The sequence below is a fragment of the Rhizobium sp. 01T417 genome (assembly GCF_056398905.1).
On record NZ_JBFTQH010000017.1, the window covers coordinates 39,385 to 65,582 of the forward strand.

General features: G+C 60.6%; 28 protein-coding genes. 17 read left to right on the forward strand and 11 right to left on the reverse strand.

Annotation, left to right across the window (positions count from 1 at the left end; genetic code table 11):
- Positions 1 to 30: 30 nt before the first annotated feature.
- Positions 31 to 462, reverse strand: a complete 432-nt coding sequence (locus tag AC1DPR_RS17750; protein ID WP_192305308.1) for a COG3650 family protein — start codon at positions 460 to 462, stop codon at positions 31 to 33.
- The gene (locus tag AC1DPR_RS17755; RefSeq protein ID WP_477816815.1) at positions 459 to 1,697 is read right to left on the reverse strand and encodes a urate hydroxylase PuuD; all 1,239 of its coding nucleotides are present in this window, start codon (positions 1,695 to 1,697) and stop codon (positions 459 to 461) included. The genes AC1DPR_RS17750 and AC1DPR_RS17755 overlap by 4 nt, the downstream gene beginning before the upstream one ends.
- Before the next feature lie 199 nt (positions 1,698 to 1,896).
- Between AC1DPR_RS17755 and AC1DPR_RS17760 the strand changes: the two genes are divergently transcribed.
- Positions 1,897 to 2,067: a hypothetical protein gene (locus tag AC1DPR_RS17760; protein ID WP_192305305.1), complete on the forward strand. Its 171-nt coding sequence runs from the start codon at positions 1,897 to 1,899 to the stop codon at positions 2,065 to 2,067.
- Positions 2,068 to 2,476: 409 nt separating this feature from the next.
- Complete coding sequence (locus AC1DPR_RS17765; RefSeq protein WP_018857532.1) at positions 2,477 to 2,809, forward strand: hypothetical protein; 333 nt, start codon at positions 2,477 to 2,479, stop codon at positions 2,807 to 2,809.
- On the opposite strand, the gene AC1DPR_RS17770 is transcribed toward AC1DPR_RS17765, so the two are convergent.
- Entirely contained in the window at positions 2,806 to 3,711 is a 906-nt protein-coding gene (locus AC1DPR_RS17770; RefSeq protein WP_113471110.1) for a LysR substrate-binding domain-containing protein, read from the reverse strand. The two genes, AC1DPR_RS17765 and AC1DPR_RS17770, sit on opposite strands and share 4 nt — an antisense overlap.
- Before the next feature lie 101 nt (positions 3,712 to 3,812).
- Between AC1DPR_RS17770 and AC1DPR_RS17775 the strand changes: the two genes are divergently transcribed.
- Entirely contained in the window at positions 3,813 to 4,016 is a 204-nt protein-coding gene (locus AC1DPR_RS17775) for a hypothetical protein (protein ID WP_018857534.1), read from the forward strand.
- A gap of 48 nt (positions 4,017 to 4,064) precedes the next feature.
- Here the strand turns inward: AC1DPR_RS17775 and xdhB are convergent, their stop codons facing one another.
- The 3 genes from xdhB to AC1DPR_RS17790 are packed head-to-tail and all read right to left on the reverse strand — an operon-like array spanning position 4,065 to position 8,681.
- Positions 4,065 to 6,404 carry a xanthine dehydrogenase molybdopterin binding subunit gene (gene xdhB, locus AC1DPR_RS17780; protein ID WP_192305303.1) on the reverse strand — a complete coding sequence of 780 codons (2,340 nt, stop codon included), beginning with the start codon at positions 6,402 to 6,404 and terminating at the stop codon, positions 4,065 to 4,067.
- Positions 6,404 to 7,870 carry a xanthine dehydrogenase small subunit gene (gene xdhA, locus AC1DPR_RS17785; protein WP_018857536.1) on the reverse strand — a complete coding sequence of 489 codons (1,467 nt, stop codon included), beginning with the start codon at positions 7,868 to 7,870 and terminating at the stop codon, positions 6,404 to 6,406. The genes xdhB and xdhA overlap by 1 nt, the downstream gene beginning before the upstream one ends.
- Before the next feature lie 34 nt (positions 7,871 to 7,904).
- Positions 7,905 to 8,681, reverse strand: a complete 777-nt coding sequence (locus tag AC1DPR_RS17790) for a 3-hydroxybutyrate dehydrogenase (RefSeq protein ID WP_192305301.1) — start codon at positions 8,679 to 8,681, stop codon at positions 7,905 to 7,907.
- Between the two features lie 178 nt (positions 8,682 to 8,859).
- Here AC1DPR_RS17790 and glpK point away from each other — a divergent pair, with 178 nt between their 5' ends.
- Positions 8,860 to 10,353, forward strand: a complete 1,494-nt coding sequence (glpK, locus tag AC1DPR_RS17795; protein WP_113471108.1) for a glycerol kinase GlpK — start codon at positions 8,860 to 8,862, stop codon at positions 10,351 to 10,353.
- Between the two features lie 39 nt (positions 10,354 to 10,392).
- Here the strand turns inward: glpK and AC1DPR_RS17800 are convergent, their stop codons facing one another.
- Entirely contained in the window at positions 10,393 to 11,475 is a 1,083-nt protein-coding gene (locus AC1DPR_RS17800) for a hypothetical protein (protein ID WP_018857539.1), read from the reverse strand.
- A gap of 72 nt (positions 11,476 to 11,547) precedes the next feature.
- Between AC1DPR_RS17800 and AC1DPR_RS17805 the strand changes: the two genes are divergently transcribed.
- The 8 genes from AC1DPR_RS17805 to map all read left to right on the forward strand — a co-directional run bounded on the left by AC1DPR_RS17805 (position 11,548) and on the right by map (position 17,941).
- Positions 11,548 to 11,955: an OsmC family protein gene (locus AC1DPR_RS17805; protein ID WP_018857540.1), complete on the forward strand. Its 408-nt coding sequence runs from the start codon at positions 11,548 to 11,550 to the stop codon at positions 11,953 to 11,955.
- 125 nt (positions 11,956 to 12,080) lie between these two features.
- Positions 12,081 to 13,007 (forward strand): MYG1 family protein, encoded by a 927-nt coding sequence (locus AC1DPR_RS17810; protein ID WP_025660439.1) that lies wholly within the window; start codon positions 12,081 to 12,083, stop codon positions 13,005 to 13,007.
- Between the two features lie 207 nt (positions 13,008 to 13,214).
- Positions 13,215 to 13,589 carry a YciI family protein gene (locus AC1DPR_RS17815; protein WP_018857542.1) on the forward strand — a complete coding sequence of 125 codons (375 nt, stop codon included), beginning with the start codon at positions 13,215 to 13,217 and terminating at the stop codon, positions 13,587 to 13,589.
- Positions 13,586 to 14,845, forward strand: a complete 1,260-nt coding sequence (locus tag AC1DPR_RS17820; RefSeq protein ID WP_192305299.1) for an RNA polymerase sigma factor — start codon at positions 13,586 to 13,588, stop codon at positions 14,843 to 14,845. Before AC1DPR_RS17815 ends, AC1DPR_RS17820 begins: the two co-directional genes overlap by 4 nt.
- Positions 14,846 to 14,947: 102 nt before the next feature.
- Complete coding sequence (locus tag AC1DPR_RS17825; protein ID WP_018857544.1) at positions 14,948 to 15,415, forward strand: SRPBCC family protein; 468 nt, start codon at positions 14,948 to 14,950, stop codon at positions 15,413 to 15,415.
- A gap of 29 nt (positions 15,416 to 15,444) precedes the next feature.
- The gene (locus tag AC1DPR_RS17830) at positions 15,445 to 15,861 is read left to right on the forward strand and encodes a DoxX family protein (protein WP_018857545.1); all 417 of its coding nucleotides are present in this window, start codon (positions 15,445 to 15,447) and stop codon (positions 15,859 to 15,861) included.
- A 153-nt stretch (positions 15,862 to 16,014) separates the two neighbouring features.
- On the forward strand, positions 16,015 to 17,076 hold the full coding sequence (locus AC1DPR_RS17835; RefSeq protein WP_192305295.1) for an LLM class flavin-dependent oxidoreductase: 1,062 nt from the start codon (positions 16,015 to 16,017) through the stop codon (positions 17,074 to 17,076).
- Positions 17,077 to 17,182: 106 nt separating this feature from the next.
- On the forward strand, positions 17,183 to 17,941 hold the full coding sequence (gene map / locus AC1DPR_RS17840) for a type I methionyl aminopeptidase (protein ID WP_018857547.1): 759 nt from the start codon (positions 17,183 to 17,185) through the stop codon (positions 17,939 to 17,941).
- Positions 17,942 to 17,945: 4 nt separating this feature from the next.
- Here map and AC1DPR_RS17845 read toward each other — a convergent pair whose 3' ends face one another.
- On the reverse strand, positions 17,946 to 18,515 hold the full coding sequence (locus tag AC1DPR_RS17845) for a PadR family transcriptional regulator (RefSeq protein ID WP_026371824.1): 570 nt from the start codon (positions 18,513 to 18,515) through the stop codon (positions 17,946 to 17,948).
- A 152-nt stretch (positions 18,516 to 18,667) separates the two neighbouring features.
- On the opposite strand from AC1DPR_RS17845, the gene AC1DPR_RS17850 reads away from it, so the two are divergent.
- Together AC1DPR_RS17850 and bacA are read left to right on the forward strand one after the other, a co-directional pair.
- Positions 18,668 to 19,852, forward strand: a complete 1,185-nt coding sequence (locus AC1DPR_RS17850; protein ID WP_210258319.1) for a YbfB/YjiJ family MFS transporter — start codon at positions 18,668 to 18,670, stop codon at positions 19,850 to 19,852.
- Positions 19,853 to 19,976: 124 nt separating this feature from the next.
- Positions 19,977 to 21,242 carry a bacteroid development protein BacA gene (gene bacA / locus AC1DPR_RS17855; RefSeq protein ID WP_018857550.1) on the forward strand — a complete coding sequence of 422 codons (1,266 nt, stop codon included), beginning with the start codon at positions 19,977 to 19,979 and terminating at the stop codon, positions 21,240 to 21,242.
- Positions 21,243 to 21,264: 22 nt separating this feature from the next.
- On the opposite strand, the gene AC1DPR_RS17860 is transcribed toward bacA, so the two are convergent.
- Both AC1DPR_RS17860 and AC1DPR_RS17865 read right to left on the reverse strand, forming a co-directional pair.
- On the reverse strand, positions 21,265 to 21,531 hold the full coding sequence (locus AC1DPR_RS17860) for a DUF2277 domain-containing protein (protein ID WP_018857551.1): 267 nt from the start codon (positions 21,529 to 21,531) through the stop codon (positions 21,265 to 21,267).
- A 134-nt stretch (positions 21,532 to 21,665) separates the two neighbouring features.
- Positions 21,666 to 22,664: a polysaccharide deacetylase family protein gene (locus AC1DPR_RS17865; RefSeq protein WP_113471103.1), complete on the reverse strand. Its 999-nt coding sequence runs from the start codon at positions 22,662 to 22,664 to the stop codon at positions 21,666 to 21,668.
- Positions 22,665 to 22,781: 117 nt separating this feature from the next.
- Between AC1DPR_RS17865 and AC1DPR_RS17870 the strand changes: the two genes are divergently transcribed.
- From AC1DPR_RS17870 to der, 3 genes are all read left to right on the forward strand, one after another.
- Positions 22,782 to 23,366, forward strand: a complete 585-nt coding sequence (locus tag AC1DPR_RS17870) for an NnrU family protein (RefSeq protein WP_113471102.1) — start codon at positions 22,782 to 22,784, stop codon at positions 23,364 to 23,366.
- 104 nt (positions 23,367 to 23,470) lie between these two features.
- Entirely contained in the window at positions 23,471 to 24,154 is a 684-nt protein-coding gene (locus AC1DPR_RS17875) for a tetratricopeptide repeat protein (RefSeq protein ID WP_018857554.1), read from the forward strand.
- 15 nt (positions 24,155 to 24,169) lie between these two features.
- Positions 24,170 to 25,594, forward strand: a complete 1,425-nt coding sequence (der, locus tag AC1DPR_RS17880; RefSeq protein WP_018857555.1) for a ribosome biogenesis GTPase Der — start codon at positions 24,170 to 24,172, stop codon at positions 25,592 to 25,594.
- 14 nt (positions 25,595 to 25,608) lie between these two features.
- Here der and AC1DPR_RS17885 read toward each other — a convergent pair whose 3' ends face one another.
- Entirely contained in the window at positions 25,609 to 26,046 is a 438-nt protein-coding gene (locus tag AC1DPR_RS17885) for a MarR family winged helix-turn-helix transcriptional regulator (RefSeq protein WP_477816816.1), read from the reverse strand.
- Positions 26,047 to 26,198 lie beyond the last annotated feature (152 nt).

Here is a 26,198-nt window from a genome sequence, read left to right on the forward strand (position 1 = left end):
GTCGATTGTCTTCTTGTTGCGCCGTTGGCGTCAGGGCGCCGGCTGGGCGGCAATGGCCGCCGGAGTGTCGGCGCAGCCGTACATGGTCTTGTCTCTGAATGCCAGAACCGCGTTCAGCGTGTAGTGACGATCGGACATGCCGTCTGAGCAATCCCCTTTGGTCAGCGTCAGCTTGAAGGGTGCCGGCCCGTCGGCGATCGTCCACGTGGCGCGATCGTTCTCGATGACCGGACCGGAGTTGGCGCTTTTGACGTCCTCGATACCTGGACGGCTGAACGTGAGCCCGTCGGTGCGGATCTTGATCGCCCAGAAGGGCTCGGTGCCAAGGGCGTTCAGATCGCCGGAAAAATTGCCAGCGGCTGGTGCCGCGCCGCCCTCCGATCCCGAAGCATCCGCTCCGCTCTGCCCGCAGGCGGTCAGGGTGGCGGCGAGGAGAAGGGCGCGAAGGGCGGCTGAGATCATTCCTGTTTGCCTTCGACTGCGCTTTCGAACCAGGCGACGAGCAGCTTGCGCTCATCCGGGGTGATATCGGTCACGTTGCCGGGCGGCATGGCGTGGCTGCGGCCCGCCTGTATATAGATCTCGCGCGCATGAGCGGCAATTTCCGCATCGGTTTCGAGGACGACGTCCTTTGGCGGCCGCGCTAGCCCTTCATAAACCGGTTCGGCGGCATGGCACATGGAACAGCGCGTGCCGACAAGCTGCTTGACCGCGGGGAAATGCGGGTCGCCGGCGAATTGCTGAAAGGCGGGGGCAACCGCTTGCGCATCCTTCTCGCCGGTTAGCACCTGCGGCACCGTGGACAGCCACATGATCAGGATGAAAAGGATCACGGTGACGATCCAGGTCCAGGTCGGGCGGCCCTTCCTCGCATGCGTCGTGTTGAACCAGTGGCGGATGGTGACGCCCATCAGGAAGACGAGGGCGGCGATTACCCAGTTATAGGCGGTGCCGAAGGCCAGCGGATAGTGGTTCGACAGCATGAAGAAGATCACGGGCAGCGTCAGGTAGTTGTTGTGGAGTGAGCGCTGCTTGGCGATCGCGCCGTACTTGGCATCGGGCGTGCGCCCGGCGATCAGGTCGGCGACGACGATCTTCTGGTTCGGGATGATGATCATGAAAACGTTGGCCGACATGATCGTTGCCGTAAAGGCGCCGAGATGCAGGAAGGCGGCGCGGCCGCTAAAGAGCTGCGTGTAGCCCCAGCCCATGAAGACGATCACGGCGTAGAGAACCGCCATCAAGCCCCAGGTGTTCTTGCCGAGCGGCGACTTGCACAAGAGGTCGTAGATGACCCAGCCAACCGCAAGCGAGGCGAGCGAGATCAGGATCGCGACCGGAGCGGTAATGTCGAGCACATGGCGGTCGATGAGGAAGAGATCGGCGCCGCCATAGTAGACGATGCAGAGCATCAGGAAGCCGGAGAGCCAGGTAAAATAGCTTTCGTATTTGAACCAGGTCAGGTGCTCGGGCATCTGCGCGGGCGCCACCAGATACTTCTGGATGTGATAGAAGCCGCCGCCGTGAACCTGCCATTCCTCGCCATAGGCGCCGGGCGGAAGGTGCGGCCGCTTCACTAGGCCGAGGTCGAGCGCAATGAAATAAAAGGACGAGCCGATCCACGCAATCGCGGTAATGACGTGAAACCAGCGGGCCGCAAAAGCCAACCATTCCCACGCTATGGCATATTCATACATAGAGTTCCCCTGTTCTTCCCTCGACTCGTCACTTTGCAGAAAGACGCGCCCGGAGGAAAGAGGATTGCGGTTACTCGGAGCTATTGCCGAGAATAACGTAGAGCCGATCACGGTAACGAACTTTTGAAAAGGCGGCGTGCGATCCGTCCGCGCACGCTCGAGGCTCGAAACCTGCCGGTAGAGCCAGGTGGTTCCCTTCATGATCGTTGAGGAGATCAAGGTTGCGGGAGCGACCTACCCGGAGCATGTCGACGTGGGAGCCGGTGATGGACAGCACCGCTCAACTGCCTTCGTCGCCCTTGTAACCGATCGTGTCGAGTGTCTCGTTGACCTGTCCCGGCCCTCGAACGCGAAGAAAATCCGATCCTGATAAGGCTGCAATACATAAACCATATCAACGCCGTTTTCCGGGCTGCTCACCTTGCGGACCTCGCCGACGTCGATCGCCATCAGATCCTCTACCTGAAGCCTGCGCTCCTGGGCATGCAGCGCGAGCGGCATCGAGACAAAGCATACTAGGCCAACATGTCGACGTTTTTTCATTGGATGCTCTCTGTGCCGGCGACGCTCGGCACTCTAGAGACCGCTTGCCGGCTGTCGAGAGGTGGGCGCGCGAAATGGTACGGCGCCCCCGAACAAAGGGGGCTGTCAGCGCCGCTGTGCAGCATGGAAAGTGGCTTGAAATGTCACGTTTCGATTACAATTTCATTTTGAGGCCGTCGGGCTGAGGTGGAAACCGCTTCGTCCCGGCGGCGCTTTCATCAACGGAGATGATGCCCATGCGCAGCATTCTTGTGTGTGTGATGATTGCATTCGCATCCTGTGCTTACGCGCATGATGCGCCGTCGGGCTGGAGCTATGAGCCGTTCTGTTGCAATGGTGACAGCGAGACCGGCGACTGCCAGATGATCCCACCAAAGAGCGTAGCGATCACGCCGCACGGCTATCGAGTGACGCTGCTGCCGGGGGATCACCGGCTTGTCACGCATGCGCATGTGTTCCTTCTACCCATGGGCAAGGCGATGCGTTCGGGCGATGGCGACTACCATCTCTGCCTGTTCCCGAACGAGGATACGCCGCGCTGTTTCTACGCGCCACAGATGGGCTATTAGCTGCCGTCGATCCGGGCGGCGTTCATTTCCGCAAGAATCCAATTTCGGAATGCCTTGATCTTAGGGACGTTGCGACGGTTCTCCGGATAGGCGAGCCAATAGCCTCGGCCATCGGTGCATTGCAGTTCGAATGGGCGGATCAGCTTCCCGCTTGCAAGCTCTTCCGGATAGAAGTCGGGCGTCAGGATCGCGACACCCTGGCCGGCGACGGCAGCCGCGGCCTCATAGGCCTGAGCGCCGTAGAAGCTTGTGCTTCGCTTCTCGAGGCTGGGAATCGGTACACCAGCTGCGTCCAGCCATTGGTGCCACCAAGGATCAGTGGGATCGAAAATCCGAAGCTTCAATAGGTCGGCGGGCTCATGAATGCCGCCAATGCTTTCCGCGAGTGCCGGGCTCAGCATAGGCGTGAAGTAGACGTCCATCAGTTTGTCCGCCCGCAGGCCGGGCCACTCGCCCCTGCCTGAGCGTATGCCGACATCGACCGCTTCGCGGCCGAAATCGACCAGCGAATCCGAAGTGCTGAGCCGTACGGCGATATTCGGATTGGCGAGCTGAAAATTGCCGAGCTTACGCGCAAGCCATTGGGACGCGAATGTCGCCAGGCAGGTGATCTGTAGCGTTACCTCCGTTTCGCCGCGTGCCTCGGCCATCGCGAGTTGCAGCATTTCGAAGGCTTCTGTGACCTGTGGAGCCAGCCGTTCTCCAGTCTCGGTCAGACTGATGTGACGTGGACGACGCAGGAACAGCGGCTCGCCGACATTCTCCTCCAGCAGCTTTATCTGGTAGCTCACGGCAGTCTGAGTCATGCCGAGTTCTTCGCCCGCGCGCGTAAAACTGCCGAGCCGCGCGACCGCCTCGAAGACCCGCAGGGCGTTCAACGGAAACTGCTTCGACAGCTTCATGGATAAGTTCTCTTTATGTGGTCCGGCGATTGTTCGATTGGAATTGCAGCATTTATTGGCGCAATCTGCAACTCAACGGATAAGATTATTGAGGTGAAGTTATGGATTGCGCCGTTATCGAACAAGAGAGCCATGCAAGGGCTGCCGGGACTTCCAGTTGGCTCTCTGGCTTTGGCCGAAGGCTGCTGCGCCGGCTTTCGGAATGGGACAGGTTGGAGCTTGAGGGTATGCCGGATCGCGTGAAGCGCGACCTTGGTTTCATGGATGGACGCGAGCCGCGCTACGACAGGGAATTCTGGCGGTAGGGCCCGGGATGGGAACGATGGCAGCACCGCGACGTGCTGCCCGTCATGTCAGGCCCTCTTCATCCGCTCGACGGCCATCAGCACCCGCTCGGGCGTTGCCGGTGCATCGAGCTTCGGGCAGACCTTGTAATTTGCGACGCTGGCGACAGCCATCGAAATGGCCTCGAGCACCGAAATCGCCAGCATGAAAGGCGGTTCGCCGACTGCCTTGGAGCGGCCGATCGTGTGCTCGGCATTCTCCGACCATTCGGCAAGCCGTACGTTGAAGACCTTCGGTCGGTCAGAGGCGAGCGGAATCTTGTAGGTTGATGGTGCGTGCGTGCGCAGCCGGCCCTTTTCATCCCACCACAATTCTTCCGTCGTCAACCAACCCATGCCCTGCACGAAGGCGCCCTCGACTTGTCCGATGTCGATCGCCGGGTTCAGAGAACGCCCGACGTCGTGCAGGATATCGGTGCGGTCGATGAGGTATTCGCCCGTCAGTGTATCAATCGATACCTCCGAGCAGGCTGCGCCATAGGAATAGTAGTAGAAGGGCGTGCCGCGGCCGGCGGCCCGATCCCAGTGGATCTTCGGGGTCTTGTAGAAACCGGCAGCCGAAAGCTGGACGCGGGCGAGGTATGCCTGCTTGACGAAATCCGCAAATGCGAACTCCTTGTCGCCAACGCGCACGCGGTTTGGCAGGAAGACGACGTCCGTTGGAGGGACGCCCCACTTGTCGGCGGCAAAGGCGACTAGCCGTTCCTTGATCTGGCGCGCGGCATCGTAGGCGGCCATGCCGTTCAGGTCGGAACCCGAGGAGGCTGCCGTCGCCGAGGTGTTCGGCACCTTGCCTGTTGTCGTCGCCGTGATCTTCACATGCTCGATATCGACCTGGAAACTGTCGGCCAGCACCTGCGCGACCTTGGTGTAAAGACCCTGGCCCATCTCCGTGCCGCCGTGGTTCAGATGGATCGAGCCATCCTGATAGACATGCACGAGCGCGCCCGCCTGGTTGAAGGCGGTCATGGTGAAGGAGATGCCGAACTTCACCGGCGTCAGGGCAATGCCCTTGCGGATGTAGCGGCTATTGCGGTTGAACTCGATGATGGCGTTGCGGCGCGCCTGGTACTCAGCGCCTTCTTCCAGTTCGCCAACGATGCGTTCGAGGATGTTGTCTTCGACCTCCTGGTGGTAAGGCGTCAGTGTGCGGCCAGAGCCGGGCTGGCCGTAGAAATTCAGCTTGCGGATCTCCAGCGGGTCCTTTCCGATCGCATAGGCGATCTCTTCGATGAAGCGCTCGGCCCCGAGCATGCCCTGCGGTCCGCCGAAGCCGCGAAAGGCAGTGTTGGAGACTGTATGGGTCTTCAGCGGTTTCGAGCTTAGATGAACATGCGGATAGAAGTAGCTGGAATCCGCATGAAAAAGAGCGCGGTCCGTGACCGGGCCTGAAAGGTCGGAAGAAAAGCCGCAGCGCGCCGCATAGGTCGCGTCGACCGCGTAAATGCGGCCGTCATCATCGAAGCCGAGTTCGTAGTCGACAAGGAAGTCATGGCGCTTGCCGGTGGCCGTCATGTCCTCATCGCGATCAGGTCGGAACTTGATGGCACGCTTCAGTTTCTTGGCGGCGATCGCTGCCAGGGCCGCGAACTGGTTGCCCTGGGTTTCCTTGCCGCCGAAACCGCCGCCCATCCGGCGGACATTGACGGTGATGGCATTCGACGGAATATTCAGCACGTGACCGACGATATGCTGGATTTCGCTCGGATGCTGGGTGGACGACCAGATGACAACGTCGTCGTCCTCGCCGGGGATGGCCACGGCGATATGGCTTTCCAGATAAAAGTGCTCCTGGCCGCCGATCCGCATCTGGCCATTCAGCCGGCGCGGGGCATTTTCCATTTTCGCCTTCGCATCGCCGCGCTGCAGGGTCATTGGCGTGATGACGAGTGGGCTGCCGTTCTCGAGCGCACCGTCAATATCGCTCCAATGCGGCAGGTCGCGATACTCGATCTTCGCCTTGCGGGCGGCCCGCCGGGCAATCTCGCGCGTCTCGGCGATGACGGCGAAGATCGGCTGGTTGTGGAATTCGACCTTCTTCTCGGCGAGCAGCGGCTCGTCGTGGCTACCGTTGGAACTGACATCATTGACGCCGGGAACGTCCTTGCCGGTGAGAACCCAGACAACGCCGGGCGTCGCTTCGACCTCCGAGAGATCCATGCTGACGATTTCGGCGTGCGCCCGGTCTGACAGGCCGAGTGCGCCGTGCAACAGGCCGGCGGGCTCCGGAAGGTCGTCGATGTAGTCGGCCGATCCGGTCACATGCTTGTGCGCGGAATCGTGGCGCAAGGCATCGTGCATCGCGCCGTTGATGATGAATTTGGGATCGGCGAAAGTCGACTTGTCCATTATGCCACCTCCTCGAAGCGGTGGAGCTCAGCTGGTGCGCCGGATGTTTCCAGGAAGAAGCGCGTCAACAGGTTCTTCGTCGTCAACTGACGATACTCGGCCGTTGCGCGCCAATCGCTCAGCGGTTGGAAGTCGGCGTCGAACTCTGCACGCACTTCTTCGATCGTTTGTTCGTTCCATGGCCGGCCCATAAGCGCATTCTCGACGTTGCGCGCACGCTTCGGCGTTGCGGCCATGCCGCCGAAGGCGATGCGGATGTCGTTAACGTCGCCTTCGCCGTCCAGCGTCAGATAGAAGGCGCCGAGAACCGCCGTGATGTCTTCATCGCGGCGCTTGGTGATCTTGTAGACCGCAAACTGGGTTTCTTCTGCCGGGTAGGGCACGAAAATGCTCTCGACGAATTCGCCGGGGCGCCGATCCTGCTTGCCGTAGTCGATGAAGAAATCTTCCAGCCGCAGCATGCGCGTTCCGGCCAGGGAGCGCAGCTTCACCGTCGCTCCAAGGGCAATCAACGGTGGTGGCATATCGCCGATCGGCGAACCATTCGCGATATTGCCACCGATAGTACCCATGTTGCGCACCTGATCGCCGCCGATGCGGTTGATGAGGCGGCCAAGCGTCGGAACCTTACCGGCGATAGTCTCGAAGGCGCGGCTGTAGGTGACACCCGCGCCGATCGTGAAGCCGCCGTCGCCAGCGGTGATCGACTGCAGATCGGTCAGATGGTTGATGAAGACGACGGGGTCCAGGGCACGCATCTGCTTGGTTACCCAGAGGCCCACGTCGGTCGATCCGGCGACGATCGTGGCGTTCGGCTCTTCGGACAGCACACGGGCCAGCGCGTCCAGTGATCCGGGCAGAATCAGTCGGCCCTCCGCCGTGGTGATCGTGACGGTCTCACTGTTTCGCATCGCCCAGAGGCGCGAGATGATCTCGGAGCGGGTTTTCTCCAGCGGATCAAAGAGCGCGCTCGGGCGGGTGTGGCTCACCTGCTCGGCCGCCTTCACGATCGGCTCATAGCCGGTGCAACGACAGAGATTGCCTTGCAGTGCCTTTTCGATGTCTGCGCGGCTCGGCTTGTCGTTGGAAAGCCAGAGGCCATACATCGACATGATGAAGCCCGGCGTGCAAAAGCCGCATTGCGACCCATGGCAATCGACCATCGCCTGCTGTACCGGATGAAGCGTGCCGTCCTTGGCGGCCACATGCTCGACAGTGACGACATGGGTGGCGTTCAGCGACCCCATGAAGCGAATGCAGGCGTTGACGGACTCATAGTGTAGCTTGCCGTCTATCAGCCGTCCGACAAGGACGGTGCAGGCGCCGCAATCGCCCTCCGCGCATCCTTCCTTCGTGCCGGTCAGCCGGCGCTTCAACCGGAGATAATCGAGAAGCGTCTCGGTCGGCCGGACATCGCCAAGCGTGATGTCCTCGCCATTCAGGATGAAGCGGATGCTGTCGTTCATATTGTTCCCTGGTTTTTATCTTTGTTTTGAATGGTTATGCCGCGGTCCAGCCTCCGTCAATCGAGATGTGGGTCCCGGTCACTTGCCGAGCCTCGTCGCTTGCGAGGTAGAGAGCGAGCGCGCCAATCTCTTCGGCCTTGACGAATTCATGCGTTGGTTGCGCCTTTAGGATCACCTCGGTCTTGACCTGTTCCTCGGTGATGCCGCGCGCCTTGGCCGTATCCGGGATCTGCTTCTCGACGAGGGGCGTCAGCACGTAGCCTGGGCAAATCGCGTTCACAGTTATGCCGAATTCGGCAAGTTCGAGCGCGGCGGTCTTCGTCAGGCCCAATATACCATGCTTTGCCGCGACATAGGCGGATTTGAAGGGTGAGGCGACCAACCCGTGCGCGGAGGCGACGTTGATTACGCGGCCTAGCTTCTTTGCCTTCATCAACGGAATCGCCGCCCGCATCGTGTGAAACGAGCTGGACAAATTGATGGCTATGATCTGGTCCCACTTTTCGATCGGGAAGTCTTCGATCTTCTCGACATGCTGAATGCCGGCGTTGTTGACCAGCACATCCACACTGCCGAAGGTCTTGGCGGCCGTTTCGATCAGATCCGCGATTTCGGTCGGCTTTGTCATGTCTGCCGGATGGTAGATCGCCTTTGCCTCCGAGACTGATTCAAGCTTCTCGACTATCGCCTTGATTTCCTCGGGCTTTCCGAAGCCGTTGATGACGACGTTGTCGCCCTTGCCGGCAAAGGCTGTCGCGATCGCAAGCCCGATGCCGCTGGTGGATCCGGTGACGACGACTGTTCTGGCCATGCGCTTCTCCTCAGGGTGTTTTGCGACGCAATAGAGCTGAGGTTATGCGCAAAGCATCTCTGCTGGCAATTGCGGTCAAGGCAAAACTCCTGTGTCGAAGCGATGGCGGGTTCTTTCCTCAATCGCCCTCCTGTCCTATTGATTTCTCCCGACAATCACGATCAGCGGGAGGGCTGGCATGAGCGGGTATGTTCTGGCAATCGATCAGGGGACGACGTCGACACGGGCGATCGTCTTCGACGGCGAGATGAAGATCGCCGGTGCGGGCCAGAAGGAGTTCCGCCAGATCTATCCGCGATCCGGTTGGGTCGAGCACGATCCAGAGGAAATCTGGGATTCCGTCATCTCGACGATCAAGATGGCGATCCGTGAGGCCAGGATCACGGCAAAGGACATTGCGGCGCTTGGCATTACCAACCAGCGCGAGACGGTTGTGGTCTGGGAACGCGAGAGCGGCAAGCCGATCCACAACGCGATCGTCTGGCAGGATCGCCGCACCGCAAGCTATTGCGACAAGCTGAAGAGACAGGATCTCGAAAAGACTTTTACGAAGAAAACCGGCCTTCTCCTCGATCCGTATTTCTCCGGCACCAAGCTTTCGTGGCTGCTCGCGAACGTCAAGGGCGCACGGGCACGCGCCGCCAAGGGCGAATTGTGCTTCGGCACGGTCGATACGTTCCTGATCTGGCGGTTGACCGGCGGCAAGGTGTTCGCGACCGATGCGACGAACGCCTCTCGCACGCTGATGTACAACATTACCGACAACACGTGGGACAGGGATCTCCTCGACATCCTGCGCGTTCCGGTAGCCATGCTGCCCGAGGTAAAGGACTGCGCCGACGATTTCGGCACGACCGAGAAAGCAATCATCGGAGCGGAGATCCCGATCCTCGGCGTCGCCGGGGATCAGCATGCCGCGACCATCGGGCAGGCCTGCTTCGAGCCGGGCATGATGAAGTCGACCTACGGCACCGGCTGCTTCGCTCTGCTCAACACCGGCAGCGACATGGTTCGCTCGAAGAACCGGCTGTTGACGACGATCGCCTATCGGCTGAATGGCGAGACCACCTACGCGCTCGAAGGCTCGATCTTCATCGCGGGAGCCGCGGTGCAGTGGCTTCGCGACGGGCTTGGCATCATCGATACCGCCTCGCGCACCGGCGAGCTGGCCGATGCCGCGGATCCGACGCAAGAGGTCTACCTGGTTCCCGCCTTCACCGGCCTCGGCGCGCCGCATTGGGATGCCAACGCCCGTGGGGCGATCTTTGGCCTGACGCGCAACAGTGGGCCGAAGGAATTCGCTCGGGCCGCGCTCGAGGCGGTCTGCTACCAGTCCCGCGATCTGCTCGATGCCATGCACAAGGATTGGAAGGGCGGCGTGGAGAGCACCGTCCTTCGTGTCGATGGCGGCATGGTCGCCTCCGACTGGACGATGCAGCGGCTTGCGGACATTCTCGACGCGCCTGTCGATCGGCCGGTCATCCTCGAAACCACGGCGCTTGGCGCTGCCTGGCTTGCCGGCAGCAAGGCCGGTGTCTGGCCGGACCGCGTTGGGTTTGCCAAGAGTTGGAAACGCGACCGCCGTTTCGAACCAAGCTTGGACGAGAAGACGCGTGCGGCGAAGCTGAAGGGATGGCGGAGTGCCATCAAACGCACGCTTGCCGACATCTGACGAGCGTGGTCCCGTTCGCTGAGGGTGCAGGTAGGTCGGCTATTCCTCGATCTCGCCAGCGGCTCGGCTCATGCGATGCTCGAGAAAAGTCAAACGGTTCTCCTTGATGGCTTGCAGGGCGGACATGTCGCTGCCCGCTATCTTCAGGTGTGGCAGATGCTCTCGGTAAACGAGTTCGAATATTGCGGCGCGCGTGCCCGGATCGACAGGGTTGGCCTCGTAGACGGGTAGGTCCGCGTGGATCGAGGGGCGGCCCGTCGCCTGTTCGACGCGCGTGGAATAGACTGGCTTGCCTTTGATCCGCGTTGTCGTTGCCGACATGTCGGCGCAGATTTCAAGCGCCTGCAGGATCGTAAACCTCTCCTGTCTTGTGGGCAGAACAAACCGGTGCATGATGTCCATCGAGCGGCCACTGTCGCTCAGGTTGGCGATGATGGCGAGATCGCCGAGACGGATCATGATGGTTTGCGTTTCGTGCACGGTGACGAAGTCGAAGTCCTCACGATAGCGATCGTCGTCAATCGCCAGGATGACGATCGAGCCCAACACCTCTGGCGCGATGTGCGCGCCGGTGTAGGGGGATCTGGCGAGGCAATGAATGTGATGCAGCGTCGCCCAGTCGGTGTTCTTGTCTTGCATCACCGCTTCCACGCGGTGATCGGGGTTGATCGGGATGGCGCCGTCCTTGATCAGGAACTTCAGGAAGATCCAGGAAAGCCAGGCAAACAGCAGGCGTTGTGTGTCACCGTCGAGATGGCGCAGAAGTTTCGAGTGTCCGCCTTCCATTAATCGCCGCACCGGTTGTTCAAGCTTTCTTCCGAGCATCGAATTGCAGTCCTTGCAGCAGGGGATCGTGTGGCGACCGTATCGCCGACCATGGTATTCGTGCGGCAGGCTGACCTCCTTGTCGTAGAGGTCGTACTTCCGCAGGATCCACTTGGGCAGGACGTGTTCCCGGTTGACCACTTTACTGTCGAGGGGTTCGCAGCAGATCAGGCACCGTGTCTTTTTGCTGACGAGGTCAATGAAGGTGTCGGTATCGATGTAGACCTTGGGGTCATTCAAATACGGTGAAGGCGTCATGTCCTTGTCTCCCGTCGGATCGATGAGGATAATATGCACCGAGTTTCCCGTCAGGTCGCGCGAAACTGCGGCGTGTTCGGACTTGCCTGTTTCAGTCACGGAGGAGTTGGCATGGTTGCGGTCACGGTGGAGCTGCGGAATGTCGAGGGTACGCAAGCGGCGATGGGGTGGGCCGGTCCGCACACCATCATTGTCGATCGTCCGGAGGGGAAGGCCGGTGGGCAGGGGCTCGGCTTCAACGGCGCACAGCTTTTGGCGCTGGCGCTCGGCGGGTGCTTCTGCAACGACCTGCGCTATGTCGCCGAAGAGATGGGCGTCTTGCTTGGCAGGATTGCAGTCTCGGTAGTCCTGGAGCTCGAGGGGAGCCCGCTGCTCGCCAAATCGGCCAAGATGACCGTTCTCTGCGAAAAGCAGGATGGCGACGGCGCCGAACGTGTGATCGAACGGGCGAAGGAGGTCTGCATGGTCGCCAATTCGCTGGGGCGTGGGGTTGCAGTTTCGATTGAGCATGCCGCCTAGTCTAGGCCCTATAGCCGGAACTGAAGCGGGCACGACGGGCAGTGACGGGTTGAGATGATCGCCAGCAAAGGCTATGAGCTGCCGACCGCAAGCGGCTTCCGCAAACCAACAAGGGCGCATCCTGCATGACTCCAGAGTTCCTCGTCACTCATTCCGGTGGCTTCCATGCGGATGAGGTGCTGTCGAGCGTCATCCTCACCCGGCTCTTCCCGCAGGCTCGAGTGATCCGCAGCAGGGCGCCGGAGTGGATCAAGCCGGGCGCCGACCGCATCATCTATGACGTCGGCGGCGCGTATGATGCCTCTCAGCGTATCTTCGACCACCATCAGCGTGGCGCACCGCTGCGTGACGATGGGCAGCCCTACAGTTCGTTCGGCCTGGTCTGGAAGCACTACGGCCACGACTATCTTGTTGTCACCGGCATTCCAGAGGCTCACGTCGCGGCCTTGCATGCCTCGTTCGACCTCTCCTTCGTGCTGCCGGTCGATCTGACTGACAATGGTGCGCTCAGCCCGTCCGGACCGCTGGCCGGGCTGACGCTACCGACCTTGCTGGAAACCTTGAAGCCGGTGTTCGACGAAACGGACGCGAATGCCGATGATCGCAGATTTCAGGATGCCGTCGCCATCGCCCGCAGTTTCGTCGAGGCGAAGATCGCTCAAAGCGCCGCCAAACTGCGGGCAGAGACGCTTGTGCTTCAGGCGATAGAGCGTACGGGGCAGGGGCGCGTGCTCGAACTTCCGATGGGAATGCCTTTCCGTCCCGCGATCGTCAAGGCGGGCGCCGATCACCTGCTCTTTGTCGTTCATCCGCGAGAAAGGGATTGGTGCGTCACCGGCATTCGCCGCGGGGACGAGGGGTTCGAACTTCGTGCGGATCTGCCTGCTGCCTGGGCCGGCCTGACCAATCACGATCTGGAGGCCGTTTGCGGCGTCGATGGCGCAACCTTCTGCCACAACGGCCGATTCGTCGCTGCAGCCAAGACACGCGAGGCCGCGTTAGCGATGGCCGAGCTGGCCGTGCAGGAGGCCATCAACGTCGGATCAGGCTGACTAGATGGAGAGGAGATAGCTGGCGCTCGTCAGGCCCGACCGTTTTAGCAAGAAAGGCTGCGACCGCAGACGTCGTCCGTTTGCCGCATTCGGCACGCCAGCCCCTGCCGTCAGGGCGGCGGCATCTCCTTTTGCGCGCTGCAATTTTTTGCTGCGTTCTGTCGGATGTCACGCTACTCCTTCGTCATTCAGGAAGAGGAGTAAGACATGCTTTATGCAATCCTTTGTTACGCCAATGAAGAAACGGTGTTCTCCTGGACCAAGGAGGAGGAAGACGCCGTGATGGCGAAGCTTTATGCGGTTCAGGCACCTTTGGCCGAGCGCGGCAAGCTTGGTCCTGTCGGCCGGCTGATGCCGACGACAGCGGCGACCACCGTGCGAAAGGGCAAGGAGGAACCGCTCGTTCTCGATGGCCCCTTCGCGGAAACGAAGGAAGCACTCCTCGGTTTTTACGTGGTTGATTTCGACACTCTGGAGGAAGCCGTTGCGTTTTCCAAGGAGCTCTCCACGGTCAACCCGGGTTCTACCTCTTACGAAATTCGGCCGTTCTACGTGTTCCGACCGGGAGTTTCTTCGGCATGACAGACATTGCCTGGATCGACGTGACGCTTGCTTCGGCCCGACCGAAAGCGCTTGGTGCGCTGCTCAGATACTTCCGCGATCTCGATATCGCGGAGGAGGCCTTCCAGGAGGCCTGTTTGCGCGCCATCCGTACCTGGCCGGACAAGGGGCCGCCGCGCGATCCGACGGCATGGCTAATCTTCGTCGGCCGCAACAGTGGCATCGACGCCGTGCGCAAGCGTTCGAAGACGCAGGCACTTCCTGATGAAGAACTGATCTCCGATACCAGCGATGCTGAGAGCGATATTGCCGAACGGCTTGATGATTCCAACTATCGCGACGATATCCTGCGGCTGCTCTTCATCTGCTGCCACCCGGATCTGCCGGCGACGCAACAGATCGCATTGGCGCTGCGCATCGTCTCGGGCCTGTCAGTACAGCAGATCGCGCGTGCCTTTCTTGTTGGCGAAAGCGCGATGGAGCAGCGGATCACGCGGGCCAAGGCTCGCGTTGCCAAGGCCGGTGTACCCTTCGAGACGCCGGACGCGCAGGAGCGGGCCGAGCGGCTCTCGATCGTCAGCACAATGATCTACCTGATCTTTAACGAGGGCTACAGCCAGGCGGATCCGAAGCACGACGCCTGTGCGTTCAGCGACGAGGCGATCCGGCTCGCGCGGCTCCTGCTGCGCATCTTCCCCGGCGAGCCTGAACTGATGGGTCTGCTCGCATTGATGCTCCTGCAGATCTCGCGGCGCCAGGCCCGTTTCAACGGTGATGACGATATCGTGCTGCTCGAGGATCAGGATCGTTCGCTGTGGAACCACGAGCTGATCAACGAGGCGCTGGCGCTGCTCGACAAGGCGATCCGCCATCGCCAACCGGGGCCTTACCAGCTGCAGGCGGCGATCGCTGCCCTGCATTCGCGGGCCAGGCGCGCCGAGGATACGGACTGGGAAGAGATCGAGCTGCTTTATCGGGCGCTGGAGCGTGTTCAACCGTCGCCGGTCATTACGCTCAACCGCGCCGTCGCCGTCTCCAAACTCAAAGGGCCGGACGTGGCGCTGGCACTCGTCGAAACGCTTGGCGAGAAGCTCGATGGCTACTTCTACTATCACGGCCTGCGTGGCGGTCTGCTGAAGCAGATCGGTCGTGCCCGCGAGGCGCACGAGGCCTTCGATCGCGCCATAGCACTTGCTCATTCGGCAGCGGAAGCCGCGCATATCCGCCAGCAGATCGACAGCCTCGCCCATGGGGCCGCGCAGCCGATCGCCAAATAATTCCAGAAATAATTGCGCCGGGTTGTCGGAACCGGAAAACCTCCCACGTCCTTGTAACAACTTGATCGAAAACAGGTTTCACTCAATAGGAGGAATGCCGAGATGACCGCAGAAGCCCAACACGAACTGGTTCTCGTCCGGGAATTCGACGCTCCGCGCGAGAAGATCTTCAAGGCCTGGACCGATCCTGTCCTGATGAAGGAATGGTTCGTACCACGTCCCTGGACCCTTGCTGATGTGAAAGTCGATGCACGGCCGGGCGGCTCGAACCTCATCGTCATGCGCAGCCCCGAGGGCCAGGAATTTCCGAACCGCGGTGTCTATCTGGAGATCGTCGAAAACGAGAAGATCGTCTTCACCGATGCGTTCACCAGCGCCTGGGTGCCATCCGAAAAGCCGTTCTTCGTCGGCATCATCCTGCTCGAAGACCTCGGCAACGGCCGGACGAAATATACCGCGAAGGCGCGGCACTGGACTGCGGCCGACAAGGAACAGCACGAGCAGATGGGCTTCCACGAAGGCTGGGGCAAATGCGCCGACCAGCTCGCCGAGCTGCTGCCCAGGATCTGAGACTAGAATCGAAACAGGGGGATAGAGGCATGTCTGCAATTGTTGATTCAACTGCCGGGCTTCCGCGCTGGCAGACCGTCACCGGCACTGTCATGAGCGGGCTGATCGTGGCCTTCCTGGTGTTCGACGGCGCGATCAAGCTGGTGCCGATCGTGCCGGTCACGGAGACTATGACGGCGCTCGGTTATTCGGGCGACCCGATGCTTGCTCGCGGCCTCGGTTCCCTGACGCTGTTGTGCGCGCTGCTCTATGCAATTCCGCGGACGTCGGTGCTCGGCGCAATCCTACTCACCGGTCTGCTCGGAGGCGCGATAGCGACGCATCTGCGTGTCGGGAGCCCGGTCTTTTCCCATCTGCTGTTCGGCGGCTATCTCGGGCTCATTGCATGGGGTGGCCTTTATCTCAGATACGAAGCCGTTCGGAAAATGATTCCATTCAGGCGCTGAAACCGTTGATTTCAGAATCAAAGTTCCGCCGCGATCCCAGGTCGCGGCGGTACTGCTTATCGATATTTTTCGAACGATCGGTTCCAGAATTTATGTTTGCCCTGAGGCCGCTCAGTCCTTATCTCCATCAGTAGATACAACGGGATGCGAGCGATGGAACTGGGCCTCTACACCTTTGCCGACGTGAACCCGAACCCGAGCCGAAGCAAGGGTGAGGAAGGGGCCGAGCGGCTGAAGCATCTGATCGATGAAATCGAACTCGCGGACCAGGTGGGGCTCGACGTATTCGGATTGGGCGAGCACCACCGGCCCGATTATGCGGCCTCGGCTCCGGCAGTCGCTCTCGCGGCCGCTGCGATGAAAACGAAGAACATCAGGCTGACCAGCGCAGTGACCGTGCTGAGTTCAGACGATCCGGTTCGGGTCTTCCAGCAGTTCGCAACACTCGACCTGCTTTCGAACGGGCGTGCCGAGATCATGGCCGGACGAGGCTCGTTCATCGAGTCCTTCCCGCTGTTCGGCTACAATCTCGAGGACTACGACCAACTGTTCGAGGAAAGGCTCGACCTGCTGATGGCCCTCCGCGACGAGGAAGTGGTCACCTGGTCGGGTGAATTGCGTGCGCCGATCAATGGGCGTGGCGTTTACCCGCGGCCGCTGCAGGACCCCTTGCCCTTGTGGATCGCCGTTGGTGGCACGCCGCAATCGGTTGCGCGCGCGGGCGCGTTGGGCTTGCCAGTGGCACTGGCGATCATCGGCGGCGAGCTGCGCCGTTTCGCGCCGCTGTTCGACCTCTATCGCGAGGCGGCTCGCCGAGCCGGGCAGGAGGCATCGAAGCTCAAGACCAGCATCAACGTGCACGGCTTCATCGCCGATACGACGGACGCTGCTGCCGATCAGTTCTACGGCCCGCAGGCCGAGGTCATGAACCGAATTGGCCGCGAGCGCGGCTGGGGGCCGACGAACAGGGCGCATTTCGACATGTCCCGCGGACCTAGCGGCGCGCTCTTCGTGGGCGATCCGGAATTGGTCGCGGAGAAGATCATCGCGCACCATCGGTTGTTCAAGAACGACCGTTTCCTGCTGCAGATGGCGATCGGCTTGATGCCCCACGACCAGATCATGCGCGGGATCGAACTCTACGGCACGAAAGTCGCGCCGCTCGTCAGAAAGGCATTGACTGAAAGCGACGAAGAGGCGAAAGCCACCGCCTGAAGCTGGAGCATGATGCCGTAAAGGATGAATTGGATTCTGAACGCCGTCGTGCTCTCATCGTGATCGAGAGCCGGCCGACCGGCCGAAGAAGGCCGGGTAGACATTCATGATCATTGAAAGCGAAGACGAACTCCTCAAGCTAAAGGAAATCGGGCGAATCTGCGCCAATGCCCTGCAAGTGATGAGCGCATCGCTTGAACCGGGTATCACGACCCTGGAGCTCGATCAGATCGGCCGCAAAGTGTTGGAAGATGCCGGTGCGCGTTCTGCGCCCGAACTTTGCTACCAGTTTCCCGGTGCGACCTGCATCAGCGTCAATGAGGAAATCGCCCACGGCATTCCAGGCCCGCGCGTCATTCGCCCGGGGGATCTGGTCAATATCGATGTCTCAGCGGAGAAGGACGGATTCTTTTCCGACACCGGCGCGTCGTTCAGTGTTCCGCCGCACAGGTCCAAGATCGAAAAGCTCTGCCGCGACGGCAAAAGGGCGCTGTGGGTTGGGCTTAACCAGGTGAAACCGGGCGAGCCGCTGGCCAAGATCGGGCAGGCTGTCGGCGCCTTCGCCCTGAAGAATCGCTATACGCTCGTTGCCAATCTGGCGAGCCACGGGATCGGCCGTTCGCTGCACGAGGAGCCGGCCGAGCTCTCGACCTGGCCGGATCCGTCCGAGAAGCGAATGATCACGGAAGGCCTCGTCTTCACGGTCGAGCCGTTCCTCTCGCTCGGCGCAACATGGGCGGAAGGCGGCGACGACGCCTGGACGCTCTACGCGGACCCGGAGGCCCCGACCGTGCAATACGAGCACACGGTCGTCGCCACGCGAAATGGCCCGCTGATCCTGACGCTGCCGGAAGGCGGCGCCTGAGGCCTCACTCGCCCGAACGTCCGCCGGCAAGAATTTCGCCGGCCGCGCGCTCCAGAATGCCGGCGATGCGCTTGGCCTCGTCCTTCGACCAGGGAAAGCGGAGCCGGAGGGCCGATTTCAGCAGCATTCGTGCAGCTGCGACTTCGCTTTTGTCTTCCGGAAATGCGTCCTCGTCCCGATCGCCATTGCGGCTTTCTGGGTCGAAAATCTTGCGAACATGCGCCATCTTCGCGCCGATTTTCTCCAGCTTTCCGAGCGTCATGTCAATCATCGACTGGTTCTCCTCGACGAGCCTGCGGCCGCTCTCCGTGATGCGGTAGAGCTTCTTGGTGCCTTCGCTCTCCACGTCGGCAAGGCCGGTTTCTTCCAGGTAGGTTAGCGCCGGATAGATTACGCCGGGGCTTGGAACATAGAAGCCGCCCGAACGCTCTTCCAAGAGCTTGATCAATTCGTAGCCGTGGCGGGGCTGCTCCACCAGCAAGGCCAGGATCACCAGTTGCAGGTCGCCTGATGCGAATTTCCGCCCCATGCGAAAACCGCCACCACCCATCATTCCGCCTCTAAAACCTCTCATAGGTCACTCCTAAGATGTATCTTCAACTATGTCGTAAAACATATATCGTAAGATAGTCGCTTTCAAGGGCTGGCTTTATGATTTCGTGAGATTGATCAATCGATCAGAAATTCTTGATTGTCGGCGCCGTGTTGCAGCGCGATAAACACGCCATGTTGGCACGCAATGAAACTTTCCCCGAAAACTTGTTTCGAACTGGCCTTGCAGGCGCCATCGCCATGGCCGCCGCGATGGGCTTTGGACGCTTTTCCTACACGCCGATCCTGCCGAGCATGATCAGCGGCGTGCCGCTCTCGGCCGCCGATGCCGGCTTCATCGCCTCTGCGAACTTCGTCGGCTATCTGGTGGGCGCTGTTCTCGCCGCCTACGGGTGGGCAACAGGATGTGAGCGCAAGGTCGCACTCCTTGCGCTTGCGGCGACAGCATTGCTTCTTGCTGCCATGGCCACGACGACATCCGTCATGGTCTTTGCAGTCATCCGCTTCCTGGCGGGTGTTGCGAGTGCCTTTGCTCTCGTATTCAGTTCGCAGATTGTACTTAGCCACGGAGCCATGGCCGGTAACGACCATGTGCAGGCAGCCCATTTCGGCGGCCCGGGTGCCGGCATCGCGCTTTCATCGGTGATGGTTCTGCTGGTCGGGTTGTTCTTTGATGGAAGCAGCGACGCCTGGCGGGCGTCCTGGGTTGGAGGCGCGATCTATTCGGCTCTCAGCCTGCTGGCAGTCTGGTGGCTGCTGCCGTCGGGCCCGGCTGCCGCGGCACAGACCGGCAAGGAACCGCGGATCGCTTGGAGCCTGCCGATGCTGCTTGTCACGGCGTCCTATGGCCTGTTCGGGTTCGGCTATGTGATTACAGGCACATTTCTGGTGACGATCGCGCGCATGGATGCCGCCGGGCCGATGGTTGAGTTTCTCTGCTGGTTCATCGCCGGCCTGACAGCTTCGGTCGCGCTTTTTGCATGGAAGCCGTTCGTCCGTCCGCTAGGATTGGGCTGGGTCTACGTGGCGGCGCTGCTTATCGAGGCGGTCGGTGTGTTGGCGACTGTTCTACTGCCGCACTCTGTTGCGCCGCTGATTGGGGGAGCGTTGTTTGGAGCGACCTTCCTCGCGATCACCGCCTATGGCCTGCAGATCGGCCGTAAACTTTCGCCGGCCAGCCCGCGCCGGATATTGGCGACGATGACGGCAGCATTCGGAGTCGGGCAGATTGTGGGCCCCATTGTTGCTGGCTGGATGGCAGAGCGAACCGGCAGCTTTACGACGCCGACTTACGCTGCCGCGGCGGCGCTGCTGGTGTGCGCAATGCTGGTGATGCCGGTCGCCAAAAAGCTGTCATAGCGCGTTACAAGTGCGTAACAATGGGGTGAGGCCATTGCCGCTCTTTGCGAACTGCCGTAGTTTTCGCCGCAATCTGTCTGTTTAGAGACACCGAAGACTCCAGTTCAGGAAAGCAAGCTCTCCCGTGTTCGTATCGTATTTCCCCAGGCCCAGGCTTTTCTTCATCTCAGCTGTTGCTTGGGCACTTCTGGCCGTTCTCTTTTGGTATTTCGTGGGTTCCGGCCTCGGCTCGGTGATCGGCCTCCCGCCGCTGGCTCCAGGGGCGGAGGCTCCAATCGGTGTTTCGGTCTTCTGGTCGGCTCCGTTCCTGTGGTTCTACATCTATTATGCTTTGGCCGTGGCGCTCTTCGCCGCCTTCTGGTTTACCTACAGCCCGCATCGCTGGCAGATGTGGTCGGTGCTCGGCTCGGCACTGATCATCTTCAACACCTACTTTTCGGTTCAGGTGAGCGTCGCCATCAATGCGTGGTATGGACCGTTCTATGACCTGATCCAGCAGGCGCTCGCAAAGACGGCGCCGGTGACCGCAATGCAACTCTACCTCGGCATGTTGGGCTTTGCCGGCATCGCCTTCGTGGCGATCACCGTCGGCGTGCTCAACCTCTTCTTCGTCAGCCATTGGATCTTCCGCTGGCGCACGGCGATGAACGAATACTACATGGCACACTGGCCGAAGCTCAGGCACATCGAGGGCGCCTCGCAGCGTGTCCAGGAAGACACGATGCGCTTTTCCTCCACGGTCGAAAGCCTTGGCGTCAGCCTCGTCAGCTCGGTCATGACGCTGATCGCCTTTCTGCCGGTGCTATTCAAGATCGGCGCTAATATCACCGAGTTGCCGCTGATCGGCGAGGTGCCGCACGCGCTCGTCTGGGCCGCAATCTTCTGGTCGATCTTCGGAACAGTCTTCCTCGGATTGGTCGGCATCAAGCTGCCGGGCCTCGAGTTCCGCAACCAGCGCGTCGAAGCCTCCTACCGCAAGGAACTCGTCTACGGCGAAGACCATGCCGACCGCGCGACGCCGCCGACTGTCGCCGAGCTTTTCGCCAATGTGCGCCGCAACTATTTCCGGCTCTATTTCCACTACATGTATTTCAACGTCGCCCGCATCTTCTATCTGCAGGCGGATAACCTCTTCAGCCTGATCGTGCTCGTGCCGTCGATCGTCGCCGGCAAGCTGACGCTCGGCTTGATGACGCAGATCAACAACGTCTTCGACCAGGTGCGCGGCTCGTTCCAGTATCTCGTCAATTCCTGGACGACCATCGTCGAGCTGTTGTCGATCTACAAGCGCCTTCGCACCTTCGAATCCGCGATCGAAGGCGAGCCGCTGCCGGATATCGACCAACGCTATCTGGAGCGCGAGGCTGGCATCGTTCACGCCGACGGCTAGAGTCGTCGGCTGTGAGGCCCTCTTAGGCGAACCGCATCGCTGTTCTCGCGCGAGCCTTTGCGGCCACTTCTTCACGGTCACGAGGAGGCTGGGAAGTCTCCAGTGAATCAAGCAACTCGTGGGCGCATTTCGCGATCGAATTGACCGCACGTTCGAACGCCGCCTCATTGCGTTTCGATGGTTTGGTCGTTCCGCTCAGCTTCCGCACGAACTGGAGCGCCGCATCATGGATCTCCTCGTCCGTTGCTGGCGGATCGAAATTGAAGAGGGGTTTGATATTCCGGCACATGACTAGCTCCCGGTCGTCTTCTCTCCGCCACTACGAGGAGGGTGGCGTAGGACAGAAGGTAGTCGCGTAAGCGCTAATTGCAAACGGACCAGATGGCCGCGCCGGCAAAAGGCGGAAGGGATGGCAATGCCTGCTTAAAGACCCGATGTTTGCGTCTGGTCCTGCAGCTTACCCCGCGCTTCGATCATCGGGATCGCCTCCGAATAGCTGACGCAGGCTACGTCCGCGCGACGGCAGACATCGCTGACCAGCCGGTCGAGCGCGCGCCAATAGGCGCCGCCGTTCATCTCGACGAAGTGAAAGCCCAGCTGCAGCGGGATGCGGCTGCCTGAATACTGCTTGTCGAAGGCTTCCTTGAAGGCGGCATAGGAGCGGTCTTCGAATGCCTTCGAATCGGCCTTGTCTTCCTCGCCGTTGGAGTGCCGAACGAAGAGGTTGTAGTCCATGCCGATGATCGGTTTTTCGCGCGGGCCCTCGGGGATCAGTGGCAGGCCGAAGCGGATGATGCCGTTTTCCTCGACCGGCAGGGTCGGCCCCTTGGTCACCAGGCTGGCGTCATAGGTGAAACCGGCCTTCCTTTCCGCGGCGATCATATCGGCGCCCGGCGTTGCCGAGAGATAGGGCGCGCGGAAGCCGTGGATGCCATGGTCGACCAGATCCTGCCAGCCCTTGGGTTCTTCGAGGTCGACGCTCTTCCAGGCATTCTTCAAGGTGGCGTGGAAGGTGGCGAACTCCTTGCCCCAATCTGCCTCGCTCCACTGCCGTCCATCGAAGTGGCCGCAGGCGTGGCTCGAGATGTCGTGCCCCTCGAGGTGGGCGTGCCAGATGTTGCCGAGCCGCTCGCGAATCTCGTCGTCGCCCTGGGCAAAGCCGACATTGGATTTGCCAAGCTTCTGGTGCGGCGCCTGATAGGCCTTCTTGGTCGCCTGGTTCATCAGGAAGGTGCAGGAGAGGAAGTAGGTGAAATGGGCGCCGTTCTTGGCGGCCATCTCACGGCTTTTCTGCCAGAGCGCATTGTCGTGCGCACCGTCGAACGAGATCATCACCAGCTGTTTCGGCTGGTCGACAGCGCCCGCTGTGCCTGGAATAAACAAAGAGAGGGCGAGGGAGGCCTGGAAAAAAGAACGAAACATGGACACCGCGAGAATTTGTTTGCGGCTTTCCTGTTACAGAAATGCGGCGAAGCTGCGGTGACGCTGGCGTTTTTGCGCGGCTCCGGCTAAGTCTCGGAAAACGCACAGGAGATCGCCATGACATTGCTTATCGTCGGCATCATCATTTTCCTCGGACTTCATCTCATACGCGTCATCGCGCCCGGCTTTCGGCAGTCCATGATCGATAGTCTCGGCGAGAACGGCTGGAAGCTGGCGTATTCCATCGTCAGCATTCTCGCGCTGATCCTGCTGATTTACGGCTTTGGTCAGGCCCGTCAGGTGACCGGCTTGCTCTACACGCCGCCGGTCTGGATGGCGCACATCACCCTGACCCTGATGCTGCTCGCAATGATCTGTCTGGTCGCCTCGCTGCTGCCGGCGGGGTATATCGCCGTCAAGGCGAAGCATCCGATGGTGCTTTCGGTGAAGATCTGGGCCTTCTCGCACCTGCTGGCCAATGGCGAGACCTCTTCGGTACTGCTGTTTGGTGCTTTCCTGGCATGGGGTGTGATCCTGCGGATTGCGCTGAAGCGTCGTGAGCGCGCCGGCGAGCTCACCCTTCGTCCGTTCGTCTCGGGCAAGTATGATCTCTATGCCGTCATCATCGGCGCGATCGCCTGGGCGCTCATCACGTTCAAGCTGCACGAGCTATTGATTGGCGTGGCTCCGATCGTTATGTGACGAATCTTTCCAATCCCCCTTACAACTGCTGAAAAATGGGGTAGAAGGCGCCACAATGTGCGTGCAACCCGCATGCCGAAGCATATCCGCGGCCGGAGACGAGAATGGCATTCAACGACGACAGCTTCATTCGTGAAGTTAATGAGGAACTGCGTTCCGACCAGGTGAAAGGCGCATGGCGCCGGTTCGGCCGCTACCTGATCGCGCTCGCCGTCCTGATCGTTCTCGGCACCGTCGGCTACAAGGTCTATGAATATTGGGACGACAACCAGTCCTCCGGCGCGGGTGACAAGTTTATCGCTGCCATGAAACTCGCCGACGAGAACAAGCACGACGAGGCGCTGGCAGCGCTTGAGACGCTCGAAAAGGAAGGCCACGGAGCCTATCCGATCCTCGCGCGGATGCGTGCCGCAAGCGTTCTCGCCCAGAAGGGCGATACGGCGGGTGCTGTGGCGGCCTTTGAGGTGATCGGCAAGGATAACGCCGCGCCGGCAGCTGTGCGCGATGCCGCCAGAATGCGCGCCGGCTGGCTGCTGATCGAAGGTGGCACCTACGAACAGGTCTCGGCCCAGGTTGAGGAAATGGCTGTTCCCGGCAACGCCTTCCGTCACTCCGCCCGCGAAGCACTCGGCCTTGCTGCCTACAAGGCTGGCAACATGCCGCAGGCACGCCAGTGGTTCCAGGCGATCGCCGACGACGCGCAGAGCCCGCGCAATGTTGCCAATCGCGCCCAGATGATGCTTGATAACATCACCGCATCCGGCAAGGCGCCCGCCGCACAGGGCTGAAAGTAAGGAATATCAATGAGCTTCACGGTCGCCATCGTCGGTCGCCCGAATGTTGGCAAGTCGACGCTTTTCAACCGCCTAGTTGGGAAGAAGCTGGCGCTTGTCGACGACACGCCGGGTGTCACCCGCGACCGTCGCCCCGGCGAGGCGCGGCTCGTCGACCTGCGTTTCACCATCGTTGATACCGCCGGTCTTGAAGAGGCCCATGAAGAGAGCCTGCAGGGCCGCATGCGCGCCCAGACCGAAGCGGCGATCGATGAAGCCGACCTTTCTCTGTTCGTCGTCGATGCCAAGACGGGCCTGACGCCTGTCGACACGGCGCTCGCGGAAATGCTGCGTCGTCGCGGCAAGCCGGTCGTGCTCGTGGCCAACAAGTCGGAAGCTCGCGGCTCGGACGCTGGGTTTTACGACGCTTATTCGCTCGGCCTTGGCGAGCCGACTCCGATCTCGGCGGAGCACGGGCAGGGGATGCTCGATCTCAGGGATGCGATCGTTGCCGCGCTTGGCGAAGACCGGGCGTTTCCGCCGAAGGAAGATGTCGCCGTCACCGACGTCGATATCCCTCAGTCGTCCGGCGAGGAAGGCGAGGAAGAGGAAGAACCCGTATACGACGACACCAAGCCGCTGCGTGTGGCGATCGTCGGCCGCCCGAATGCCGGCAAGTCGACCCTGATCAACCGCTTCCTGGGTGAGGACCGGTTGCTGACCGGACCGGAAGCCGGAATCACACGCGACTCCATCTCGGTTGAATGGGACTGGCGCGGCCGCACCATCAAGATGTTCGACACGGCAGGCATGCGCCGCAAGGCCAAGGTGATCGAGAAGCTGGAAAAGCTTTCGGTTGCAGATACGCTCCGCGCCATCCGCTTCGCCGAACTTGTCGTCATCGTCTTTGACGCGACGATCCCCTTCGAGAAACAGGATCTGCACATCGTCGATCTCGTGCTGCGCGAGGGCCGGGCTGCCGTGCTCGCCTTCAACAAGTGGGACATGATCGAGGAGCCGCAGGCGGTTCTCGCGGACCTGCGCGAAAAGACCGACCGGCTGCTGCCGCAGGCGCGAGGAATCCGCGCCGTACCGATCTCCGGCCAGACGGGTCGCGGGCTCGACAAGCTGATGCAGTCGATCATCGATACGGACAAGGTCTGGAACAAGCGCATCTCGACCGCTCGCCTCAACCGTTGGCTGGAGCAGCAGCAGGTTCAGCATCCGCCACCGGCAGTCTCCGGTCGCCGTATCAAGCTCAAGTATATGACGCAGGTGAAGGCTCGCCCGCCGGCCTTCATGATCTCCTGCACGCGCTCGGACGCGTTGCCGGAATCCTATACGCGTTATCTGATCAATGGCTTGCGCAACGATTTCGACATGCCGAGCGTGCCGATCCGCATTCACTACCGCTCGCCCGAAAATCCGTACGAATCGAAGAAAAGACGGAGCTGATCAAGCGAGCAATCTTACCTCTCATAACGCGACAGCGTATCGCGTAGTGTGATGATATCTGCCGCCAGCCGCTTCAGTTCTGCAAATTCCCGGCCCGATGCATCCAGAATGCAGCCGGGAATGGATGCCGCACGCTTCCTGAGTTCGCGGCCTTCCTCAGTCAGGCCAATAATGACGACACGCTCGTCCTCCTTGCCGCGCTGCCGCTTGATGTAGCCGGTCGCTTCCATGCGTTTGAGGAGGGGGGTAAGGGTGCTCGACTCGAGATGCAGCTTCTCGCCGATGCCGCCGACAGTCTGTCTGTCTTCCTTCCAGAGAGTGACCATTACCAGATATTGCGGGTATGTGAGATCCAGTGCGTCAAGCATCGGCTTGTAGACGCGGTTCATCGCGTGGTTCGCGGTGTAGAGGGCGAAGCACATAAAATCGTCGAGGTTGAGATCGTCGCTCATGTCGTGTTCTCCGGAAATGATCTAATTATATCGCGCAATAAATAATCGCAATCAAGTTTGTTGCATAGGAGCTATGCCAGAATATTTATCGTTCGATAAACAATCGTGCGATAAACAAATGGCGTGTTCACGACGAACCGCAACCAAGAGGA

What these genes read in the sequence shown, in the direction of transcription:
- AC1DPR_RS17750 (WP_192305308.1), bottom strand. Translation starts at nt 462, where the DNA reads ATGATCTCAGCCGCCCTTCGCGCCCTTCTCCTCGCCGCCACCCTGACC.
- AC1DPR_RS17755 (WP_477816815.1), bottom strand. Translation starts at nt 1,697, where the DNA reads ATGTATGAATATGCCATAGCGTGGGAATGGTTGGCTTTTGCGGCCCGC.
- AC1DPR_RS17760 (WP_192305305.1), top strand. Translation starts at nt 1,897, where the DNA reads ATGATCGTTGAGGAGATCAAGGTTGCGGGAGCGACCTACCCGGAGCAT.
- AC1DPR_RS17765 (WP_018857532.1), top strand. Translation starts at nt 2,477, where the DNA reads ATGCGCAGCATTCTTGTGTGTGTGATGATTGCATTCGCATCCTGTGCT.
- AC1DPR_RS17770 (WP_113471110.1), bottom strand. Translation starts at nt 3,711, where the DNA reads ATGAAGCTGTCGAAGCAGTTTCCGTTGAACGCCCTGCGGGTCTTCGAG.
- AC1DPR_RS17775 (WP_018857534.1), top strand. Translation starts at nt 3,813, where the DNA reads ATGGATTGCGCCGTTATCGAACAAGAGAGCCATGCAAGGGCTGCCGGG.
- xdhB (WP_192305303.1), bottom strand. Translation starts at nt 6,404, where the DNA reads ATGGACAAGTCGACTTTCGCCGATCCCAAATTCATCATCAACGGCGCG.
- xdhA (WP_018857536.1), bottom strand. Translation starts at nt 7,870, where the DNA reads ATGAACGACAGCATCCGCTTCATCCTGAATGGCGAGGACATCACGCTT.
- AC1DPR_RS17790 (WP_192305301.1), bottom strand. Translation starts at nt 8,681, where the DNA reads ATGGCCAGAACAGTCGTCGTCACCGGATCCACCAGCGGCATCGGGCTT.
- glpK (WP_113471108.1), top strand. Translation starts at nt 8,860, where the DNA reads ATGAGCGGGTATGTTCTGGCAATCGATCAGGGGACGACGTCGACACGG.
- AC1DPR_RS17805 (WP_018857540.1), top strand. Translation starts at nt 11,548, where the DNA reads ATGGTTGCGGTCACGGTGGAGCTGCGGAATGTCGAGGGTACGCAAGCG.
- AC1DPR_RS17810 (WP_025660439.1), top strand. Translation starts at nt 12,081, where the DNA reads ATGACTCCAGAGTTCCTCGTCACTCATTCCGGTGGCTTCCATGCGGAT.
- AC1DPR_RS17815 (WP_018857542.1), top strand. Translation starts at nt 13,215, where the DNA reads ATGCTTTATGCAATCCTTTGTTACGCCAATGAAGAAACGGTGTTCTCC.
- AC1DPR_RS17820 (WP_192305299.1), top strand. Translation starts at nt 13,586, where the DNA reads ATGACAGACATTGCCTGGATCGACGTGACGCTTGCTTCGGCCCGACCG.
- AC1DPR_RS17825 (WP_018857544.1), top strand. Translation starts at nt 14,948, where the DNA reads ATGACCGCAGAAGCCCAACACGAACTGGTTCTCGTCCGGGAATTCGAC.
- AC1DPR_RS17830 (WP_018857545.1), top strand. Translation starts at nt 15,445, where the DNA reads ATGTCTGCAATTGTTGATTCAACTGCCGGGCTTCCGCGCTGGCAGACC.
- AC1DPR_RS17835 (WP_192305295.1), top strand. Translation starts at nt 16,015, where the DNA reads ATGGAACTGGGCCTCTACACCTTTGCCGACGTGAACCCGAACCCGAGC.
- map (WP_018857547.1), top strand. Translation starts at nt 17,183, where the DNA reads ATGATCATTGAAAGCGAAGACGAACTCCTCAAGCTAAAGGAAATCGGG.
- AC1DPR_RS17845 (WP_026371824.1), bottom strand. Translation starts at nt 18,515, where the DNA reads ATGAGAGGTTTTAGAGGCGGAATGATGGGTGGTGGCGGTTTTCGCATG.
- AC1DPR_RS17850 (WP_210258319.1), top strand. Translation starts at nt 18,668, where the DNA reads ATGTTGGCACGCAATGAAACTTTCCCCGAAAACTTGTTTCGAACTGGC.
- AC1DPR_RS17860 (WP_018857551.1), bottom strand. Translation starts at nt 21,531, where the DNA reads ATGTGCCGGAATATCAAACCCCTCTTCAATTTCGATCCGCCAGCAACG.
- AC1DPR_RS17865 (WP_113471103.1), bottom strand. Translation starts at nt 22,664, where the DNA reads ATGTTTCGTTCTTTTTTCCAGGCCTCCCTCGCCCTCTCTTTGTTTATT.
- AC1DPR_RS17870 (WP_113471102.1), top strand. Translation starts at nt 22,782, where the DNA reads ATGACATTGCTTATCGTCGGCATCATCATTTTCCTCGGACTTCATCTC.
- AC1DPR_RS17875 (WP_018857554.1), top strand. Translation starts at nt 23,471, where the DNA reads ATGGCATTCAACGACGACAGCTTCATTCGTGAAGTTAATGAGGAACTG.
- der (WP_018857555.1), top strand. Translation starts at nt 24,170, where the DNA reads ATGAGCTTCACGGTCGCCATCGTCGGTCGCCCGAATGTTGGCAAGTCG.
- AC1DPR_RS17885 (WP_477816816.1), bottom strand. Translation starts at nt 26,046, where the DNA reads ATGAGCGACGATCTCAACCTCGACGATTTTATGTGCTTCGCCCTCTAC.